The following is a 19,538-nucleotide window of genomic DNA, read 5'->3' as shown; positions in this document are numbered from 1 at the left end:
CTTATTTAGTTGCGAGTAATTTCTTTCGGAAATCTGAAGGACTAAGCCCCACGATCTTCTTAAATACTCGATTAAAATAAAACGGATCATCTATCCCCACTTGTGAAGCCACCTCTTTAATCCTCGTACCCGGAAGCTTTAACAATTCAATCGCTTTATTGATTTTTAGTTCATTCATATATTGAACAATGCTTCTACCCGTATCTTGCTTAAATACACGGCATAAGTAATTAACATTCATATTTACTTCTTGAGCGAGACGGTCAAGCGTTATTTTATTCTCAACATTCTCCTGCAAAATCTCCGTGATTCGAAGTACTTCTTTGCGATAAATATTACTTTTAACTTGATACAATAGATTGATGGCTTCCTGCATCGCTTGTTCAATAGATAGACTAAGCCCTTCCATAGACTCAGCTTGTGAAATATCACTCTCAAAACTCTCTAAGAGCGTTGTTGCCCCTACCCTATTTTGTTCAGTGGACGATAGTACTTGTGTGTTCCATTTTAAGATCAAGTTGTCTAGGTCAGATAATAATCCCAAAAGGTGAAATTTTAAGGCTGAAGGGTCCCATTTGATTTGTTTTGCCTCATTAAATAATATGCTTATATTCTCCAATACTAGCTTTGTGTTCCCTACTTCAACTGCTGCTTTGACTTGATCCAACCATTCCACATAATTAATGGAGTGTAGTGACTGGGTTAACTTTGAATGCCCAGCAACCAAGACAGATGCAGGCCCCGTATAAAAGTTGTTTGTAGATGCTCGCAGACACAAAGTGTATTGTTCTCTCAACTGCTTCAAACCTACGAATGCATCACTTAATGTAATGCTGACACTTAAATTCAAATACAGCTTAAGCATCTGCACTAAGTTATTCATCAACAGTAACCAACTGGGTTCGTCAGAATAACCGCTCTGTTCATAAACTATAACAATATACTGATTACTCTCCATCTCTATGAAATCAAATGCAAAGCGATCAGACACGGTTTCTTTCACAATATTCGCTATAGAAAAGCTAAGTAGCCTCTTGTTATTAATTTTGCCGTTACTTAGCGCCTCCACATAATCATCGATTCTTAACATAATAAGATTACCAGCAAGTCTATCGAAGGGTATCCCGTACTTCTGTGTTTCTTGTAACAAATAAACCATGTCCTGCTCCTGATCTAAAAGAAGCTCTCTCCATATGCTGTTCCGTTGCTGAAGCTGCGTTTCATTAAGCTTAATTTTCATATGAATGTCCTGTTCTTTAAGCTCTCGTTCCGTTAATAATTGCTCCGAGATCTTCGTCAGCAAGACAATCAGCTCATCTGGCTTAAGCGTCAGCTTCAACATATAATCTTCTGCTCCAAGTTTCATGGCTTCCCGCACGTAAGCATAATCATCATAATTACTAAGCACCACAAACTTCCCAGTGAATTTGCGTTCGTTGAGCGTTCGGATTAATTCAAGTCCATCCATGTTAGGCATCACTAGATCCATAATCACGATATCGATCGATTCTGTCTCTATGACCTCAAGAGCTTTGTATCCATCTGCAACAGCACCCATTAATTTAAAACCATATTCATCCCATTTAATTAGTGTACTAAGTGCAATCCTCACTATTTTCTCATCATCCACAATTAGTATCCGCATCAGCTGAGTCCTCCTGAAGTGTAGAAATATAAGGTATCGTGATGATAACATCCGTGCCTTGATCAGGCTTACTCCAAATCTCTAATCCATAGGGGTCTCCATAATGTAATTTGATTCTCTCCCGTACATTTCCAATACCGATATTTGCTAATCGATTCTCTGAATGATTATCTTTAAGTTGCAATATCTCCTGTAACTTCTCAGCACTCATCCCTTTCCCATTGTCGCTTAACTTAATCTTTAACACCTCTCCGTTCAATTCAGCAGTCATTGTAATTCTAGGTTCCATATTCTCGCCGCTTAGTCCATGAATAATCGAATTCTCTACAATGGGCTGAAGCAAAAATTTCAACACTTGAGTATCTAATAACTGTTCAGGAATTTGCACATCAACCTGTAATGACATCCCGTATCTAATTTGTTGAATAACTACATAGTTCTTGATGTTCCGAAGCTCTTCCCCAAGCGTTATCCGTTCATTCTTCTGAACAATTGTACTTCGAAGTAATTCAGCCAGTGCACCTAAACCATTGCTTACACTATCCGCCTGACTTAGCATCGCCGTCCATTTTAACGAACTCAATGTATTAAATAGAAAATGCGGATTAATTTGTGCCTGCAACATTTGTAGCTCAATACCCCTCTTCTGTGCCTGTTCTTGCTCCACACGGTCAATCAATAGTTTGATTTCCTCGATCATGGCTTCAAATTTCCCTGTAAGGTATCCGATTTCATCTGGATGATTGTCGTTTATTTCTACCTTTAAATTACCTCGCATGACCTGGTTCATTCCACTCACTAACTTCTTAAGGGGGGTGGAGATACTAACAGAGATGAAGGTTGCAAATAAGGATGAAACAACTACACATATGACGGCAATGAAGAACATTTCATTTCTAATTTCTACAGATCCCATATTCAAGTAGGCTTGCGGAATTAAACTAATTACATTCCAATGAAGTACCTCATTATGTGTATTTAAGAAAAAGTAGGGTTCTGCCCGCAGCGTTACTGTCCCCGTCTCCATACGGGAATTAATCAAATGATTTAAAGTACGATTAGCTTCCAAATCTTGATCAGACTGAAACAAGTGGTTGTTGCTCGTCAATATTTCTCCTGCATCATTCATAATGATTTGTTCACTACCCTGTCCCATATTAATGCTTCCAAACAAAATCTGTGAGAATAATTCCTCATCAATCCCCATAATGACGAACCCTACAGTTTCACCCGATCCATATGAAAGTGGAATCCTCCTAGACAATGAAAGGATATTATCACCAGCTGTCGTATGGGCTGTGGTCCAGATATCTGCACTTTTATTCTGTTTGGCCTGAGCAAATATTCGCTGTTTATCCTCTGTAGTAAATTCTTCGTATCCATAATCGTACAGAACTTGTCCATTATTAGTTAGAATCTGTAGTGTTTTGATTGTAGCAAACAGCCAAAATTTATCGCTTAACACAGTGTCTTCAAACTTCTTATGTATGTTACTAATATCAAGATCACTCAATCTATTGTAGCGGAGCAGTGCTTGCTGAATATCTCCATTCAACATAATTTGATCGGCAAAAGTCTCATATTTGGCCACTTCTGTTCCGATCTTGCTTCCTAAGAGGCGTAATATATCATTTACAAAGGTAGTTGTCTTAGAGGTGATTGCTTCATTCGATTTATGGTAAGCTAGAAAGCCGAAGGTACACAGTGGGATAATAGCAAGCAGCAGAAATGAAATCATTAAGCGTCGCTGAACTTTTGACTTTCGTAGTAATTTAATCATTTACGTACACTAAAGTTAGATTCATAACGTTAAACCTCCTAATAACAGATCATCTGAAGTAAGTATTCAAGCGGTGTAGAATTTAGCCCTTTCATTAGTACAGGGTCTTGCATGATATAGGAATCTCTCCCTCGTCCCCCTAATATAGTTTAGGAAGAAGGGCGGGATGCACATGGGTACCAAAAAAGATCAAGAGCAAAGAGCTATCTTTCTAGCTGCTATCTGCGGACAGACCTATGCGCAGTTCTCAAATAAAGATGGTTCGTTCGTCGTTCCATTAGATTATCAGATCGTGGATAAGATTGAAGCAAGATCCATCAGCGAGGTGTGGGAACGCTTTGGATTTATTTTGGAATCTCCACAAGAGATTATCGTTGCCTTCCGAGGAACCAGCTCCACAACCGATTGGATGTCAAACGTTATGGCCTCACAAGAGAGATTCAATTACATTAAAGAAGATACCCTTACCCACCGCGGTTTCACGAATATCTACTCATCAGCGCGCGATGGGATTATCTCTACACTCGCTAAGTTATCTCCCGATAAGACCTTATACATTACTGGTCACAGCCTTGGCGGAGCACTCGCCACTTTATGTGCTATTGATCTTGCGGCCAACACCTCGCACATCTCACCGAATCTGTTCACCTATGGCTCACCACGTGTAGGCGATCCGAACTTCGTTAATGCTTTTAAACAATATGTCCGCAAGAGCTACCGTTATGCCAATCTCTTTGATGTTGTTACCTACGCGCCTCCACATGTATACAGGCTACCTAAACGGGAAACGAAGTACTATTACAGTCATGTCCACACTTTTTTATCACTGTCATTTCAGAATGGATCGGCGAGTGGTAATCATATGATCAGCTACTATTTCACAGAGCTATCCAAGCTTCAACCGCAATACTCCGAGGAACTTTGTCTAACGAACCCAGGATTCTGTCCAGTTGTAAATAACCCCATCATAAGCGCATCAATTCCACCAACTGCACCTCATGCGGAGACAACTTACTAATTAACGAATAGGTGCTCGTTATTTCGACTTGTTCAAAGGTCAGTTGCGGGCAGCTCGCTTGCTTCAAATAATTAAGGGTGTCAGCATCTATAGGATGAGGCGCCCCCATTCGTACCCACAGGTCGAAAACGCTTCCATTTTGTCTGTTAATTGTATGTCTTTTGATCGTATACGAGCCTGGCTGAATATCTGTAAGCTCCAACGTCAACTCTATGTCTCCACCTTCTTCGAACACATCGTATCTATTCATGCGATTAATGAGCGAGGCATCACCTTTTTGGTACAATGAATCGATATGCGCGTAAGCATACATCATCACCTGCAGCCCCATATCACTACTAGTAATGTAATATCCTTCCCCTTGATGAATGAATTGGCGGCCTAACTTTGCAAGCAGTTTAAACGCGTAGAAGGATGGCTTTGGTATCCCGTTATATGTCATCAGCCCCAAACCTCCATGAAACGTTTCTGACGACATTTTGAACTCCTCTAGCAAATCCGTAGCCGTCCAATAACCAAAACTATGGAGACCATCCATATTTTCCAGTACATTTTTCACGATATAGGCTGCCTTAAAGCATGTATCATTCACTAAATCACGGTGTGAGCCTGTGGCATTCCATTCTGTCATATGCAGTTCAGGAACATCACTTCCCATAGCTTCCGATACGGTTTTCTTCAATTTATTAATGACTCGCGATAAATATTCTGTATCCGCTGAAAGCTCTATTTTCTGAAACAACACATCCGGATTCTCTTCATAATCCACCTGAATCACTTGAGTTGATCTTAACGATTCATCATACGGATAACTGTGAAAGGATATAAAATCAGGCTTTACGCCTCGTCTGCACACATCATTCATAAACCTTGTCAGCCAAACTGACTGCATTAACGTAAGAGATAAAACACCTGGCCCCCCCACACGTAGCTCAGAATCTATGGATTTGATGGTTTGAAATGTTGAAATGAACAGTTCACAGTAAGCTTCATAAGTATCTGGCCAAAAAATATGGATTTCCGGTTCGTTCCACACCTCGAAATACCACTGCCTCACTTCATGAATGCCATATCTATGAATGTAATGTGTAATAAACTGATGAATCATCTGATTCCACTTACGGAGGTCCTTAGGACTACCCACCAAGCTCTTTTTATAAAAAACAGAAGTAGCTCCCTCTCCCGCAAGCTGGCGTGGTAAAAAAGAAAGCTCTAAAAACGGTTTCAATCCGGAGCACAGTAAAAAATCAAATAATGAATCGCTATAAGCAAAGTTTAAGCTCACTTCTCCCCGCTCATTCTCGCCATAAATCATCATCTCATCATCAAAAATACCGTGAAACCGTATATACTGAAACCCAATCTCCTGTTGCATTTGCTTGATATGTCTTTGTACCTCTGCAAACAATACCTCTTTGGCCTTTCCCACCGTCATGAGCTTCTTCCAAGTATGCGCAAGCTCCTTGCTTTGGTTAGACTTTACCGAAATCTCATGGGTCTGCTTATGTATATGAAGGGCAACTGGTAGATTGGAAGTAGCTGATAAATTCTTGTTAGGCAGATATTTGAAAAGCGACTCAAACGCCTGTGTGGGATTCATGTCAAAGTAGTTAAACTGGGCCACACTGCTTTTCTGAAATGAACTGCGTCCGTCAAAGACCGTCTTCCGGTATTCTCCAGGCGTCTGTCGATAGAACTCTTTAAACACCGCATTAAAGGATTTCAGGTTGGGAAACCCATGATCATGAGCGATCTGTGTAATAGATAGATTGGTAAGCGTCAAATCTTTTACAGCTTTATCCAAACGCACCGCATTCACATATTTGGTAAAGGAAGTACCCATATACTCTTTGAAAAAACGCGACAAATACGGAACGGTCAAATACTCCTGAAGAGCCAACTGCTGGATGTTAATTGCCCGATTGTAGTTCTCTTTGACATAAGAGGTAATTCGCAATAGCCGTTCACGATGCTTATCATCATGTTTCTCAGGACTTTGGTCTTGTTCACGAAACCCTTGCATGAGTAAATAAGTTAAATTAAGAAGACAGGACTGTATGCGTAGATGATACCCTTGTGGGCGCTTATTGTGGAGCAGCATCATCTCAGCCAGCAATGTACGAAGTTCATCAAACTTAGATTGTTCTTCATAGCTAGCAGCCGCAGAATTACAATCGAATAACATTCTTTCGATTTGAGGTTCAATCAGAAGTAAATAAGAAACTGGAATTTGCAGCGCTAGCACCAAATTATTCTCTTCAGCTTTAATCGCATGAATTTCATTAGCATTAATCAAGAACAAATCTTCTTCATTTAACTCTCTAAATCTGTCCTTTGTGAAAAGTTCAAGTTTCCCCTTGAGTACGAATAATATTTCAATGCTATCATGCCAATGATTCGGGACCTGATGGGTACTGTGCAAAAACATGTGGACCGGAAGATGATCGTCCATCTCAATATTTTCGTAGGTGTAGCTTTGCAACTAGCACCCTCCTCTCACTCTCTCAATATATGTCTTATGCCCTATTATATTATAAAAAAAGCGATTGAATAGAACTATCCTATTCAATCGCTTGATACTATTACAGATGACTATAAATTCTGATTATAGTTGTGTATCCCAATAGCCACAAAACGGATCCACAGGATTAATTCCTTTAAAGAAGGAACGTCCCACAAGCTTCTCAATCAGTGCATCTACCACATAATTACTTGGTGAATAGGCATTAATGAACGTTGGTATACGCGGGACGTCGATCAAATGATAAGGATTCGCTACAGAAATGAACATCGTTGGCATTTCTTGAATAAACCATGGCATGTCTGCCCCAAATGGAGGTGCCCAATTAATCCGTACAACGGTTTGATTACTATGGGTCTCCAGATTTGAGATATAGACCGCAGCATCATAGTGATCCGTTAACGCATTTACACCTCCGAACATGGCACTGAAATCAACTTCACTCTTATTAAAGAGCGTTACCTCGAATCCTTCCTCTTTTAGCTTGGAAATGAAGTACGGTGCAATATCTGCCCCTCCGAATAATCCTTCCTCGCCTCCTAGTGTGAATACCAGTAGACGTTTGTGACTCTCAGGACTAATGGGGAGCATCTCCTGTGTATCCTTCACTAATGTAACTGACTCATCTGCACATTCCTGAGCCCAACGCACATGCTCTTCGCAAGCAAGGACGGAAAGGGCTTCTTTTTCTGGAACGAGCATGCCTTGTTGTTTCTTCTTATGAAGTCCCAGCGCAGCTTTCACTGCAAGAATACGAGTCACTGCTTCGTTCACGCGTTCCTCCGTCAGAATGCCGGTCTCAATTCCTTTCATCATATAGGCAAAGTCTTCTTCTAAACTCTTGTTAAAGAGAAACATATCACAACCTGCAGCTATGGATGTCGGAACCGCTAGCTCCCGCTTCATTGCCATCGTGAATCCCGCCATTGGCGTAGCATCTGTAGTAATTAATCCATTAAAGCCGAGCTTGTTACGCAATAAATCATTTAAAAGCTCAGGAGCTAACGTTGCAGGCATAATCTCCAAATCTGTAATCCCCGGACGTAATTCTCTAGAATAGGCGGGATGAGCGATATGCCCTACCATAACCGTATGCGCGCCAGCTTCTATACAATCCGCATATACCTTTCCAAAGGTAGCATCCCACTCTTCCACTGAAAGTGAGTTAATAGAGGTCAACAAATGCTGGTCCCTTTCGTCAACGCCATCTCCAGGGAAGTGTTTAATAGATACCGCCATGCCATGATCTTGAATCGCTTCGGTATAAGCCTTGCTCATGCGAGCCACTCTCTGCGGATCAGAACCAAATGTTCTAACGTTGGTTATCGGGTTACGGAAATTATAGTCGATATCGAGAATGGGTGCGAAAGCCCAGTTACAGCCTACAGCACCACCCTCCCGCGCGGCAATGATACCAAGTTTACGAGCCATTTCGGTGTTATCCGTCGCCGCCACTTGCAGCTGCTTGCCGAAGAAAGTACCCTCTGCCGCAGAACCATTACCTCCTGCTTCAAGATTAGCTGCAATTAGAAGCGGAATATCCGATGTATCCTGCAAGTAGCGATGTGTTTCTTGCACCATCTCTCCTGGACCGGGACGGAACATAATCCCGCCAATCTTAATCCCTTGTGTCAAAAGTGCCAGCTGCGTCTTGTCATCGGTGAACCCGATCGGGCAAAATAACTGCCCGACCTTGCCCGCCAAATCCAGAGAGGCTAAGGTTTGTTCTACCCATTTAATCCCCTCATCATCTAGATGAAACGGTTTAGCTTTCAAATCTATCATGTCTTTTATCTCACTCTCCCAGATTTATTTATTGGAATTCAATAGATTAATCAGCTCATCTAACCCTTGTTCCGTCATAGCACCTTGACTGAACATAACCATTGCACGAATCGGCATGTTGCGCATCATCTCGATCATCATATCCGAGCCATCCTGAAGCATGGGCATCATCTCACCAGCTTGTGACAGCATGGCTTGAATAATAGCAGCAGCCTGTGGATCTCCCATAAGATCACCTATAGTTGAATTACGGGTATAGGATTTAGCAAGGGATACAGTTGATTCAACAACCACAGACTCAACAAGCAGGATCTCTTGGGAAGAAGCTCCCACCAAAATTTCAAATTCACCGGTTTCCACATGCCAATCTTTCAGCTTCACGTTATAATAAGCAAACGCTCTGCTATCAAGCGTAAAGCTTACCTGCTTCGTTTCCCCAGGCTGCAGATCTACCTTCGCGAAGCCCTTTAACTCCTTCTCTGGCCGCACCATATTACTGAGTACGTCTTTTACATATAGCTGTACTACTTCTTTGCCTTGCATAGCGCCAGTATTGGTAACTTTCACGCTTACTTGCAGCGTGTCAGTATCTTTCAAAGAGTGCGAACTTACCGAAAGATCAGAGTATGCAAATGTTGTATAGCTGAGACCATAACCAAACGGGAATAAAGGTGCAATTCGCTTAGCATCGTAGTAGCGGTATCCTACGAACAATCCTTCCTTGTATTCAACGGTATCTCCTTCGCCAGGGAAATTTAAGTAGGAAGGATTATGTTCCAGCTGCAAAGGGAAGGTCTCTGCCAGCTTACCTGATGGGCTTACGTTTCCGAATAACAGATCGGAGATGGCACCACCAAGCGCTTGCCCACCTAGATAACCCTCAAGCACAGCTTTGACGTTGCTGATCCAAGGCATTTCAATGGCCGATCCGTTACTCAACACAACGACAGTGTTAGGCTGAACATCAGCGACTGCTTCGATCAAGCGGATCTGACTCTCTGGAATACGAAGATGAGTCCGGTCGAAGCCTTCAGACTCATAGCGCTCTGGCAATCCGACGAACACAATCGCCGTATCTGCTTGTGAAGCGGCTTCTATGGCTTGCCCAATAAGTTCCAGACTCGGCTCATCGCTATCAGAAACGTAACCTTGAGAATAACTCAATTTTGCATATGAACCCGCTTCTTCTAGAAGGCTGTAATATATATCATCCAACCTAGTTGGCTTGATATGTGAGCTTCCACCACCTTGGTAACGTGGATTACGGGCAAAATCACCAATCACAGCATAGGAGCCTTCACGTTTCAGAGGAAGAAGACTACCCTCATTTTTAAGGAGTACCATGCTTTCTCTGGCAGCAACTCTAGCTAATTGGTGATGTGCCTCAGGATCATAGGAAGCATTTTCTTTGTCATTCTCAACAGCTTTGAAAATAATAGAAAGCAAGCGACCCACCGCACGATCCAGTGCTGCTTCAGATAATGTTCCGCTCTGAACCGCATCGATAATCTTCTGATCACCGGCACCATTACTTGACGGCATTTCTAGCTCCAAACCTGCCGCTAAGCCTTTAGCTCGCTCATTCACCGCACCCCAGTCAGAAACTACGAACCCTTCATGTCCCCATTCTTCTTTTAATATATCCGTGAGTAAATACGGATTCTCTGAAGCATACTCACCGTTCACCTGATTGTAGGAGCACATAACGGTCCATGGCTGCGCTTTTTTCACCACGCTTTCGAAGCTCGCCAAATAGATTTCCCTTAGTGTACGGTCATCTACAATTGCATCTACAGACATACGCCGATGCTCTTGATTATTTGCAGCAAAGTGTTTTAACGAAGTTCCAACGCCTTGGCTCTGAACACCTTCAATATGGCCTATTGCCATCTCGGAGGATAAATACGGATCTTCAGAGAAATATTCAAAATTGCGGCCGCATAAGGGTGAACGTTTAATATTAACTCCAGGCCCCAGTAAAATAGAGACATCTTCTGCCTGACACTCTTCCCCAATGGCTGCGCCTACCTGCTTGATTAGCTCCCGGTCCCAAGAACAAGCCATTCCAGCTCCTGCCGGAAAACAAGTAGAAGGGACACTATCGAATATACCCAAATGATCATTCCCAGCTTTTTGCTTACGCAGACCATGTGGACCATCTGTCATCATGATGGATGGAATACCTAGTCGTTCGACGGCTTTTGTCTGCCAGAAATCTAGTCCTGAGCAAAGACCTGCTTTTTCCTCTAAAGTCATTTGTGCAATAATTTCTTGAATGTTAGGTACCATGTTCATTTCACTCCTTATGAATGACTAGTTTCTTTACATAGCGATAGAAGAATTGCGACGTTCCTCGAGCTCACGCATCATAACGGGTTGATCCTTGTCAAGACGATAGAACAACAGCAAAGTAATCATAATAATTTGGCCAATAATCGGTGCCCACAAATAGTTAAATGAAATCGCAGCTAATGCGGATTCTGACTGCGCCGTGGAGTTAGCTACATAACCACCCATCGACAATATCACCCCACCAAGTGCTCCACCGAGTCCCATCCCCACCTTAACCCCAAAACTAGCAGCTGAATAAAGTAGGCCTTGTGCCCGAACACCTGATTTCCACTCCCCATAATCAACCGTGTCGGCCATCATTGCAAAAATCAGACCTGCTCCTACTCCCATGCCAAGCCCGCTTATAAGAAGCCCTGCCAACAGCACCGGAACAGAAAGGGCATTCCCCCCAGTAATTGCAATAAGGTAGCCAATGATAGAAACCACTGATCCCATAATAATTGTGTTCCTTTTCCCAATTTTCTTCACTACAAAAGGAGCGATCACCATCGAAAATATCATCAACAATTGCATCGAATTCACGATAGGAATGAGTTCAGGCTTTTTCATATAATAGGTCATATAATAAATGCTGGTCTGTCCTTGTATCGATGTTGTGATCCACAGGAACAAACTCATCAGAAGCATGATCAACCAAGGTACATTGCCTTTGAGCGCTTTAACACCTTCTCGCATCGGAAGCGGTTTTTCATCAATGGCTTTTACGCGTTCTTTAGTGTTCGCAAACATGTTTAGAAACAGCAGCAGTGCAATGCTTGAGAACAAGATCATGGTGACCAGAAAACCCTTTGCTTGATCGCCACCACCAAAAGCTTTCACAAGCGGCATCGTTCCAGCACTAACTGTAACAACCCCAATCACGGCGAATATCATACGAACCGTATTGATCACTGTACGTTCATTAGAATTACTAGTCAGACTTGGCAGGATTGCAGACAGTGGTAGATTAATACCGGAATACATAATACCGAGCACGGTGTACGAAATGTATGCGTATACAAGTTTGCCCGTATCACCAAAATCCGGCGTCAAAAACATAAGTACTGCAGTCAAGCTGAAAGGAACAGCAAGCCAAAGAAAATAGGGTCTGCATTTCCCCCACTTTGTTTGCGTGCGGTCAATCATGACACCAATGAACGGCTCGACGATCGCGTCGATTACCCGTGCAACAAGAAATACCACAGCTACCGCACCAGGGTTCAGACCAAACACATCCGTATAGAAGTACATGAGGTAAAGTGTTGTCATCTGGAATATCAGATTTGACGCGGTATCCCCTAGCCCATAACTGATTCGCTCTCTCCATGGCATTTGATTTTCATTCATACTACCATCTCCCCTGCGCCGCATTTTGTTAGCGCTTTCTTAATTGCATTGTACTGAAGCTGATTCTTTTAAACTGTCCGTATTTTAACGAAAATAGGGGGCATTTTTATCTTTTAACAGGGCGGTAGCGGTATGTTGACTATTAGGATACAGATCAACCTTAAAGAGCTTACAGAACAGCAGCATACAAGTAATTGTAATAAATGCTCCAAATAATACATCCGTTGCAAAATGATCTCCCATAATGACGCGGCTAGTCGAGGTGCTGATTCCCCACACTACCGCACAGACAAGCATGATATTGCGCCATTTATTAGCGAAAGGCATAAACATCATCCACAGCATCATGGTCCAGCCATTGGCAGAGTGACCCGAAGGAAAGGATTTGTATGCTTCCGTTGTGACGCCGTTCTCTTGAATGCCTTGGGGGAGAAACCAGCTTGTAAATAGAGAATAATCGCCCTCCATATTACGAAAACGCATCCTGCCCCAAAAGATTTTGAGGACATTTACAAGCAGAATCTCCGCGAATACGATCACGATAGCTGCCCAAGCAGCACGATTATACTGTCTGAGCGTTTGAACAGCTATACGGTTCAATAGCCATTGACACAACGTTGCAAATAGTACGGTTATAATTAAACTGTTGATCATAACATGATCCCCATCCAGCCCATACCCACGAGTTAAAGTAATCGTTATAATACCAAATCCACTAAGTAGGATGAATAATCCGGACACCAGACGGACCATAATCTTCTTTATCAACCGTTCATTTCTAACCGTACTAAATAGAATACTCCCAGCTGCGAATAACACTAGAAAAGCTGGATGTTCTCCATATACCTCAAAAAACCAACCAAACCGCGATTCATGTTCGTTATACAGAGCTTTGGATAGATTCAGATCATTAAACGTAAAGATCGTCATTAACATGACCCATACTATAAGAAATCCCCATTTAAAACGTTTTGTCCCTTTTGTCGTCATCTCCTCATCCCCTTTATACTCATTTAGGAAACGCTTACATTTGAGATTATAAAGCTCCATTCATGAATTCGGATAGGCGAATAATAACTTAAACTAGGGTAGATTTTAACCCTCCTCTTATGTGAAAAAGTGATCAATAAATCAAAAGGATCGTTTATCCTACAATAAGCAAAAAAGCCTAATCCCTTGTGCACGATGACAGGAGATTAGGCTTTATGGTACAAACGATTAGAAAAGGAAATAAACTAACACCACACCTTCAACTAACAAAATCAGTGAAACGATATGTTGTTTCGTATGCTTTAAAAATTTCCAATCAATAAATGACTGAAATCCTAGGGAAATAATTATGAATACAATCCAAAACCACTTCATTCCCACCCCCTGTACGCCATCAGCTATCATTATGACAATTACCGAAATTAATCCAATAAGTCCGAGTATTAATTTACCTTTTATATTTAGCTCATTACCGTCGTCAGAAAGTTTTTCTTTATCCGGGCCAACAATCCATATCCTTAGAAAAAAACCAGAAAAAGCAATAATTAATAATAAAAATGGAATGATCAATCCTGATGCCCTCCTTCTAAGAAGTTATTCATATTTATTTCTTATCATTAGTTCTTTGATTTCTCTTAACTCATTTAATATTTCTTTTGATATTTGCGTACTTCTAGAATTATCGATGCCTAATTTAATCACGAATACTCCAAGCAAAAAATAGATGACTAGCATTACGATAATACTCAACTTATCTCCACTCCCCTCTTTATCGTTTGATTCTTAAAAGATGTAGTTAGTGATAGCGTAATTATTCCTGTGATACCATAATAAGGGTGTGTGATTAACGCATGAGAACTTGTTGCTAACTTGACAAAAGATCTGCATTTTCGATAGTATAGATAATATCTCGATTATCAAGATATTCGATTTGCGAGGGTATTTTGAAACCTGAACAATTTAAACTGAAAAGAGGGACCACAATGGCAGTACTTATTCTATACGCTACAAAATCAGGGGCAACAGAGCAATGCGCAAAGGTATTATCAGAAGAGCTTCCTCAGAGTAAGATCTGTAATATTGAAATAGAGAAGCCAAGTCTTGAGGCATTTGATAGCATTATTTTAGGTGCTGGAGTAAGAGACGAGAAAATATATAAAGCGATTCGTGATTTTATCAAAAAAAATAAAGATGAGTTACTAAATAAGAAGATGGGCTACTATATTTGTAACGAAAAACCAAAGACTACGGAGGAATTAATTGAGAAGAATTTCCCAGATGATCTAAAACAAGCTGCGGTTTGCATCGAATCCTTTGGTGGTTATAAAGCCTATAAGGCTCCCAAAGAAGGTACTGATCAGCTCAAGGGGATTTTTGTAGATAAAATAAAAGAGTTTTCTAAGAATTTTAAATAGGGAATATAGAGTTTTCTAATAAAAATCCTGTTATCCAGATATATTATCTGGATAACAGGATCTTTTTTAATAAAATATACTTAAATGGTTTATTACTACTTGATTGTCAATTCAAACTTCGCACCCACATCGCTTACAAATACAATCTTCCCGTTACTCGGAAGTTTAACTTGCGTAAGACCACTGACAGTAGAGAAATTCACACACACACCATTCGCATCATAAACAGCAAAGGAACCTTTAGGTGGTAGCCCTACTGTCATCAACTTGCCTGATGCTGTCTCAGGTACTTCATACCATCTCGCATATCCATCTGCTTGAATAGTCACCAATGATTGCGGGCCGGCATAGATAGGTTTAATGGCATCCTGCGTTATAAATAATTGGTTTCCAACCTTGAGATACTCCACGCCCTCTTTATTTTCAAAAACAATATCCGCAAGATCGCGCCCACCTAAAGTTGGAATTTGCACGGTCATTTCAGCTTTATTCGGCCCAGTTATTTTATTTGAGCCCATATAGCCCGGTGCATCAGGGAACATAGCAATTCCAGCTACTGGCATACTCATGTAAAATTGTGAGCTATACTTCTCACTGACATCAAAATACAATTTCCCTTGACGCTGCTGCCAAGCTGACAAGACCTCATTGGATAAAGCGTTTGCCTCTAGCTTTTCAGCCGAATATTGAGAAAGAGCAGTCTCACCAAGCCCTGGAATGACCCCGTACCCTTGAATCCAAAGGTAGACACGACCATTGCTTTCCTTCACAAAGCTGACTTTATTAGTACCCGTTGCATCTAAGAATTCACCGTTTGTATTATACGAAAATTTCTGAGCTGGAAATGTAGGTGCCATAATCGAAGATATACTCAATTCCCCAGCTTTACTAATCTCTATCTTCATCAGTTGTGTAGAATCAGCATAGACACCAGCATACTCCAGCAATCCCTGCGGCATAACCTCTTTGTTCGAAGCTTTAAATGTAGGTGTAGGTTTTAGTTCCTTGACAACTCCCTTTTCTTGTAGCGCACTGAGCAATATTTCGTTAGCAAGCATCTGATCGGTTGTGCTATCCCCACCAGAAGATACCACAGCTGCTGCCATCTGCTGATCAGGCAATACAACAAGTGAAGTATGATACAGAGTTGTATCCCCACCCTTTGTCAGAGCTTTGATCTCGTACTGATTGAATGGATATAAATTTACACTGTCCCAGCCCAATCCATACGCAAACGAATTATCTTTTCCTTTTGGCCACATTCCACGCTTGTACTCCTCTTGCTCCATCGCTTTTACTGATTTTTCTGACAGAAGTTCTTTCGATCCTCCAGTGAAAATAGTTGCAAATCGCACCAAATCTTCAGCCGTAGAATAGATGCCCCCTGTTCCAATCACGTTAATCGTCTCTTGGGGTAAAGCGGCAGGATAGGTAGCATTGTATACACTTGCCAGCTGTCTAGAATCCACAGAATCTACTGGCGTTTTCGTATGCCCAAGCCCTAAAGGACCTGTAAAATTCTGATGGATGAATGTAGTGAAGTCCATTCCACTAACTTTCTCAACAATCAACTCCGCTAGCGTAAATCCATCATTACAATATACAGAGTAGGCTCCTGGATCTGCCTTTAGGCGTTGAGTTGTCAAAGTCGCCAGCAAATTATCTTTGGCGATAGAATCAGAATCATTGAATAAGAAAGAGTTTGATAAGTTCGAACCCCCAAGACCTGATGAATGATTCAGCAGCATTCGTACGGTGATTTGCTTATAACGTGAATCTTCCATCGTAAAATTATTCAGATACGATACGACAGGTGCATCCAATTCTACCTTTCCTTGATCAACGAGCTTCATAATAGAAGCGGTCGTATACATTTTACTCGTCGAGCCAATTCCATACATCGTTGTAGTGCTTGGTGCTGTCTTGCTCTCCACATGGCTGTATCCAGCTGTGCCGCTCATAACGATATTATCGCCATCGATAAGAGCATATTGGAGACTTGTCGTTCCTATCTTTTCCGTTAAGAATGCTGCCTTCTCTGCCGCGAGCTTCTGAGTGTTCACATATGTTTGCGTTTTGCTGCTATCCGCTGCTAATGCATTCGTAGGAAGATAAACTACTAAAAGTAAAGATACCATCAACAGGGATATTATTTTCTTCTTCATACATTCCCTCCCGCTATGAATTTTCCATTCCTTTAAAGGGTAAATTATCCATATGAGAATGTAAAGGACGTTTATATCATTATCTAATCCATTAATTCTACTTTGTCTCCGATTCTGATGTCCCCTGTCTTAACTACAGAAGCGTACACTCCGAAGTGTAGTTCAAATTCTTGGTTTAGTTTTTTCAATAACTTAGGGTCTCTTTCCTGACTATCCGGGTCCATCGTGATAACCATACATCTTTCACAAAAACTATCTACCTGTAGCTGAACATCTCCTATGGAGAGCTGCCGCCCGATCCAATCCCCTTCGAAAAGAGATTCATCGCTTAGAGCTATAACAAAGTTCCCACGAAACCGGCGCTGATCTAAGGAATGACCCCACGCAGCCTCTAGCTTCTTCAAACTAGCATCCGTAATGAGTAAAATACTGGCGCCATCCACCGATAACAGTTGCGGGTGCTCAGGCTGTGGATGTGAAGCTTTTATACTAGACATGGTAATTCGCGTTTTAGTTTGGCTTTGGATTTCTTCCAATAAATGCTCATCCCACCCAAAGGTTCGTCCATCCGAAGCCCTTACATGAATTTCTCCATTGATAAATTGCGCTTGGTAGGTAAGCATTTTAGGATTATTTCTAGCCGTAAAATACCGCCACCAGCCCTCTTTTGACTCATCATAAAAGGCACAGAAGCGATCCCCTAACATTCCATACGGTTCTATTACACAGGTTTCCAATCGTTCACCTGCAAATGACTTGACTGGATAGCGATTAATTTCTCTGATTTCACCAACGATTGATTGCACGGCACAACGCCTCCACTTTCTAAAAATACAACATATCCTTTAATTCTAACTGAAATCGTTTGACTCTTGCACCCTTATTTTCACAACAACACATAGCTATTTCGAACGATTCTCGATCATATAAAAATTTATATATTTTATTTGATTATATGTTTTATACTATGACTATTACATATAGTGGAAAGAATATGAGAGGTGAATAGCAGTGCGGTCCAATGAATTCCAAAGTTTTGATTTTGCTTTTACACATGCTGTAATTGGAATGGCTCTAGTTTCGTTAGATGGAACGTTCCTAAAATGGAATTCAGCCCTAAGTACCCTATTGGGATATGATCATAACGAGTTAATAACACCTTCACCATCCGTCCGAACCCTTCTAAGTCAGATCCATGAAATTGCTGAGCTTGGAAGGTCTCTTTCCTCTATGAACATCCATCCGCATCGATTCCAACAGGACTACTACCTACCAACCGGACAGCTGTTATCAATAGAGATCTCCATATCTATCGTTTCGGATGCTAATGGTGCATCCCTATATTATTTTACTCAATTTGAGAACAAGACCTTGATCAGGCATATAGAAAATCAGCTGCAAGAAGCGGAAAGCAGTCTACTAGAAAAAGATAAATCATTCCTGCAACTCCTAGAGGGATTACCTCTGACCGTTGTTATTACAGTAAAAGGGATTATTCAGTATGTGAATTCAGCGGGCTTACAGTTAATCCATGCGGAGAGCCTGAATCAATTGGTGGGTACATCCACTACTAATATTGTAGACCTTTCCAATCATGCTATCCTCCAAGAACGAAGGGAAAGATATTACAGTGGTGACACGATTGGCTCTGTTTGCTACTTAATTAATTGCTTAAATGGTCAGCAGAAATTTGTGGATGGATTCACATTACCGATTATCTTCAATGGAAACAAGGCATTTATCGGAATATTTAAAGATGTCTCTCAGCAAATGCTGGAAGAAGAACGGCTAATCCAATCCGAGAAATTATCTACCGCAGGGCAATTAGCAGCTGGAATCGCTCATGAAATCAGAAATCCGCTTACCGCCATTAACGGCTTTATGAAGCTGCTTCGCTCTTCCGAGCGCATGAATGATAAATATTTTTTCATTATTGAGTCAGAATTGAAACGCATCGAATTTATCGTCAACGAGCTGCTGGTCTTATCCAAGCCACAAACGACGCATGTCAGTAAACCAGTGGATTTATTATCTTTACTAGAACAAGTCACCACACTAATGAATGGACAAGCTGCACTGAAAAACCTTCAGATCCTCCCTGTCTGTACAGATCACTCCATATGGGTCCATGGTGAGGCTTATCAGCTGAAACAGGTATTTATTAATTTACTTAAAAATGCGATGGAAGCAATGAATAGTGGAGGAAACATATATATTCATGTGCTTACAAATGAAAGCGAAGCCCGTATCAGCGTGCAAGATGAAGGTTGCGGGATGACAGAGGAACAGATTAAAGCACTTGGTAAACCATTTTATACGACAAAAGAAACAGGAACAGGCCTTGGATTTATGATCACGCAGAATATTGTACATAATCATGGCGGAGCGATCACTGTAGAAAGTGTTCCTGAGCAAGGCACTACATTTACGGTAACCATTCCAAAAATTTTAGAGCCAGAGGAAGCTGTCATATAACATAAGAAGTCCCGGAATCGCAACATCGTGCAAGAATGCACCTGATTTTCACATTATAATGCTTAT

The 19,538-nt window shown here is 41.3% G+C and carries 13 protein-coding genes; 3 read left to right on the top strand and 10 right to left on the bottom strand.

Annotated features, from left to right (window positions below):
* Position 1: 1 nt before the first annotated feature.
* Both ACFWMP_RS11140 and ACFWMP_RS11135 read right to left on the bottom strand, forming a co-directional pair.
* Positions 2 to 1,645, bottom strand: coding sequence for a response regulator transcription factor (locus ACFWMP_RS11140; protein ID WP_379423721.1), 1,644 nt, complete (start codon positions 1,643 to 1,645; stop codon positions 2 to 4).
* Positions 1,623 to 3,425 (bottom strand): cache domain-containing sensor histidine kinase, encoded by a 1,803-nt coding sequence (locus ACFWMP_RS11135; protein WP_379423720.1) that lies wholly within the window; start codon positions 3,423 to 3,425, stop codon positions 1,623 to 1,625. The genes ACFWMP_RS11140 and ACFWMP_RS11135 overlap by 23 nt, the downstream gene beginning before the upstream one ends.
* Positions 3,426 to 3,597: 172 nt before the next feature.
* Between ACFWMP_RS11135 and ACFWMP_RS11130 the strand changes: the two genes are divergently transcribed.
* Positions 3,598 to 4,443 carry a lipase family protein gene (locus ACFWMP_RS11130; RefSeq protein ID WP_379423719.1) on the top strand — a complete coding sequence of 282 codons (846 nt, stop codon included), beginning with the start codon at positions 3,598 to 3,600 and terminating at the stop codon, positions 4,441 to 4,443.
* Here the strand turns inward: ACFWMP_RS11130 and ACFWMP_RS11125 are convergent.
* The 6 genes from ACFWMP_RS11125 to ACFWMP_RS11100 form a co-directional block, all read right to left on the bottom strand.
* Complete coding sequence (locus tag ACFWMP_RS11125) at positions 4,391 to 6,925, bottom strand: GH39 family glycosyl hydrolase (RefSeq protein WP_052404349.1); 2,535 nt, start codon at positions 6,923 to 6,925, stop codon at positions 4,391 to 4,393. The genes ACFWMP_RS11130 and ACFWMP_RS11125 overlap by 53 nt on opposite strands.
* 123 nt (positions 6,926 to 7,048) lie before the next feature.
* Positions 7,049 to 8,749 carry a glycoside hydrolase family 3 protein gene (locus ACFWMP_RS11120; RefSeq protein WP_379423718.1) on the bottom strand — a complete coding sequence of 567 codons (1,701 nt, stop codon included), beginning with the start codon at positions 8,747 to 8,749 and terminating at the stop codon, positions 7,049 to 7,051.
* A gap of 24 nt (positions 8,750 to 8,773) precedes the next feature.
* Positions 8,774 to 11,038: a beta-glucosidase family protein gene (locus tag ACFWMP_RS11115; RefSeq protein ID WP_379423717.1), complete on the bottom strand. Its 2,265-nt coding sequence runs from the start codon at positions 11,036 to 11,038 to the stop codon at positions 8,774 to 8,776.
* Between the two features lie 33 nt (positions 11,039 to 11,071).
* Entirely contained in the window at positions 11,072 to 12,427 is a 1,356-nt protein-coding gene (locus tag ACFWMP_RS11110) for an MFS transporter (RefSeq protein WP_076286555.1), read from the bottom strand.
* Between the two features lie 84 nt (positions 12,428 to 12,511).
* A complete protein-coding gene (locus ACFWMP_RS11105; protein ID WP_379423716.1) occupies positions 12,512 to 13,417 on the bottom strand; it encodes a phosphatase PAP2 family protein in 906 nt (301 codons plus the stop codon).
* Between the two features lie 228 nt (positions 13,418 to 13,645).
* On the bottom strand, positions 13,646 to 13,987 hold the full coding sequence (locus tag ACFWMP_RS11100; RefSeq protein ID WP_379423715.1) for a DUF4181 domain-containing protein: 342 nt from the start codon (positions 13,985 to 13,987) through the stop codon (positions 13,646 to 13,648).
* Positions 13,988 to 14,400: 413 nt separating this feature from the next.
* On the opposite strand from ACFWMP_RS11100, the gene ACFWMP_RS11095 reads away from it, so the two are divergent.
* Positions 14,401 to 14,832, top strand: coding sequence for a flavodoxin domain-containing protein (locus tag ACFWMP_RS11095; RefSeq protein WP_339242364.1), 432 nt, complete (start codon positions 14,401 to 14,403; stop codon positions 14,830 to 14,832).
* Positions 14,833 to 14,927: 95 nt separating this feature from the next.
* Here the strand turns inward: ACFWMP_RS11095 and ACFWMP_RS11090 are convergent, their stop codons facing one another.
* The gene (locus tag ACFWMP_RS11090) at positions 14,928 to 16,997 is read right to left on the bottom strand and encodes a serine hydrolase domain-containing protein (protein WP_379423714.1); all 2,070 of its coding nucleotides are present in this window, start codon (positions 16,995 to 16,997) and stop codon (positions 14,928 to 14,930) included.
* 83 nt (positions 16,998 to 17,080) lie between these two features.
* A complete protein-coding gene (locus ACFWMP_RS11085) occupies positions 17,081 to 17,803 on the bottom strand; it encodes an MOSC domain-containing protein (RefSeq protein WP_379423713.1) in 723 nt (240 codons plus the stop codon).
* Positions 17,804 to 18,008: 205 nt separating this feature from the next.
* On the opposite strand from ACFWMP_RS11085, the gene ACFWMP_RS11080 reads away from it, so the two are divergent.
* On the top strand, positions 18,009 to 19,472 hold the full coding sequence (locus tag ACFWMP_RS11080) for an ATP-binding protein (RefSeq protein ID WP_231573307.1): 1,464 nt from the start codon (positions 18,009 to 18,011) through the stop codon (positions 19,470 to 19,472).
* Positions 19,473 to 19,538: the final 66 nt, after the last annotated feature.

The sequence above is a fragment of the Paenibacillus sp. NPDC058367 genome (assembly GCF_042723305.1).
Classification (GTDB): domain Bacteria; phylum Bacillota; class Bacilli; order Paenibacillales; family Paenibacillaceae; genus Paenibacillus_AQ.
The sequence above is the reverse complement of the archived record's forward strand: the minus strand, read 5'-3'. Positions and strand labels throughout refer to the sequence as shown.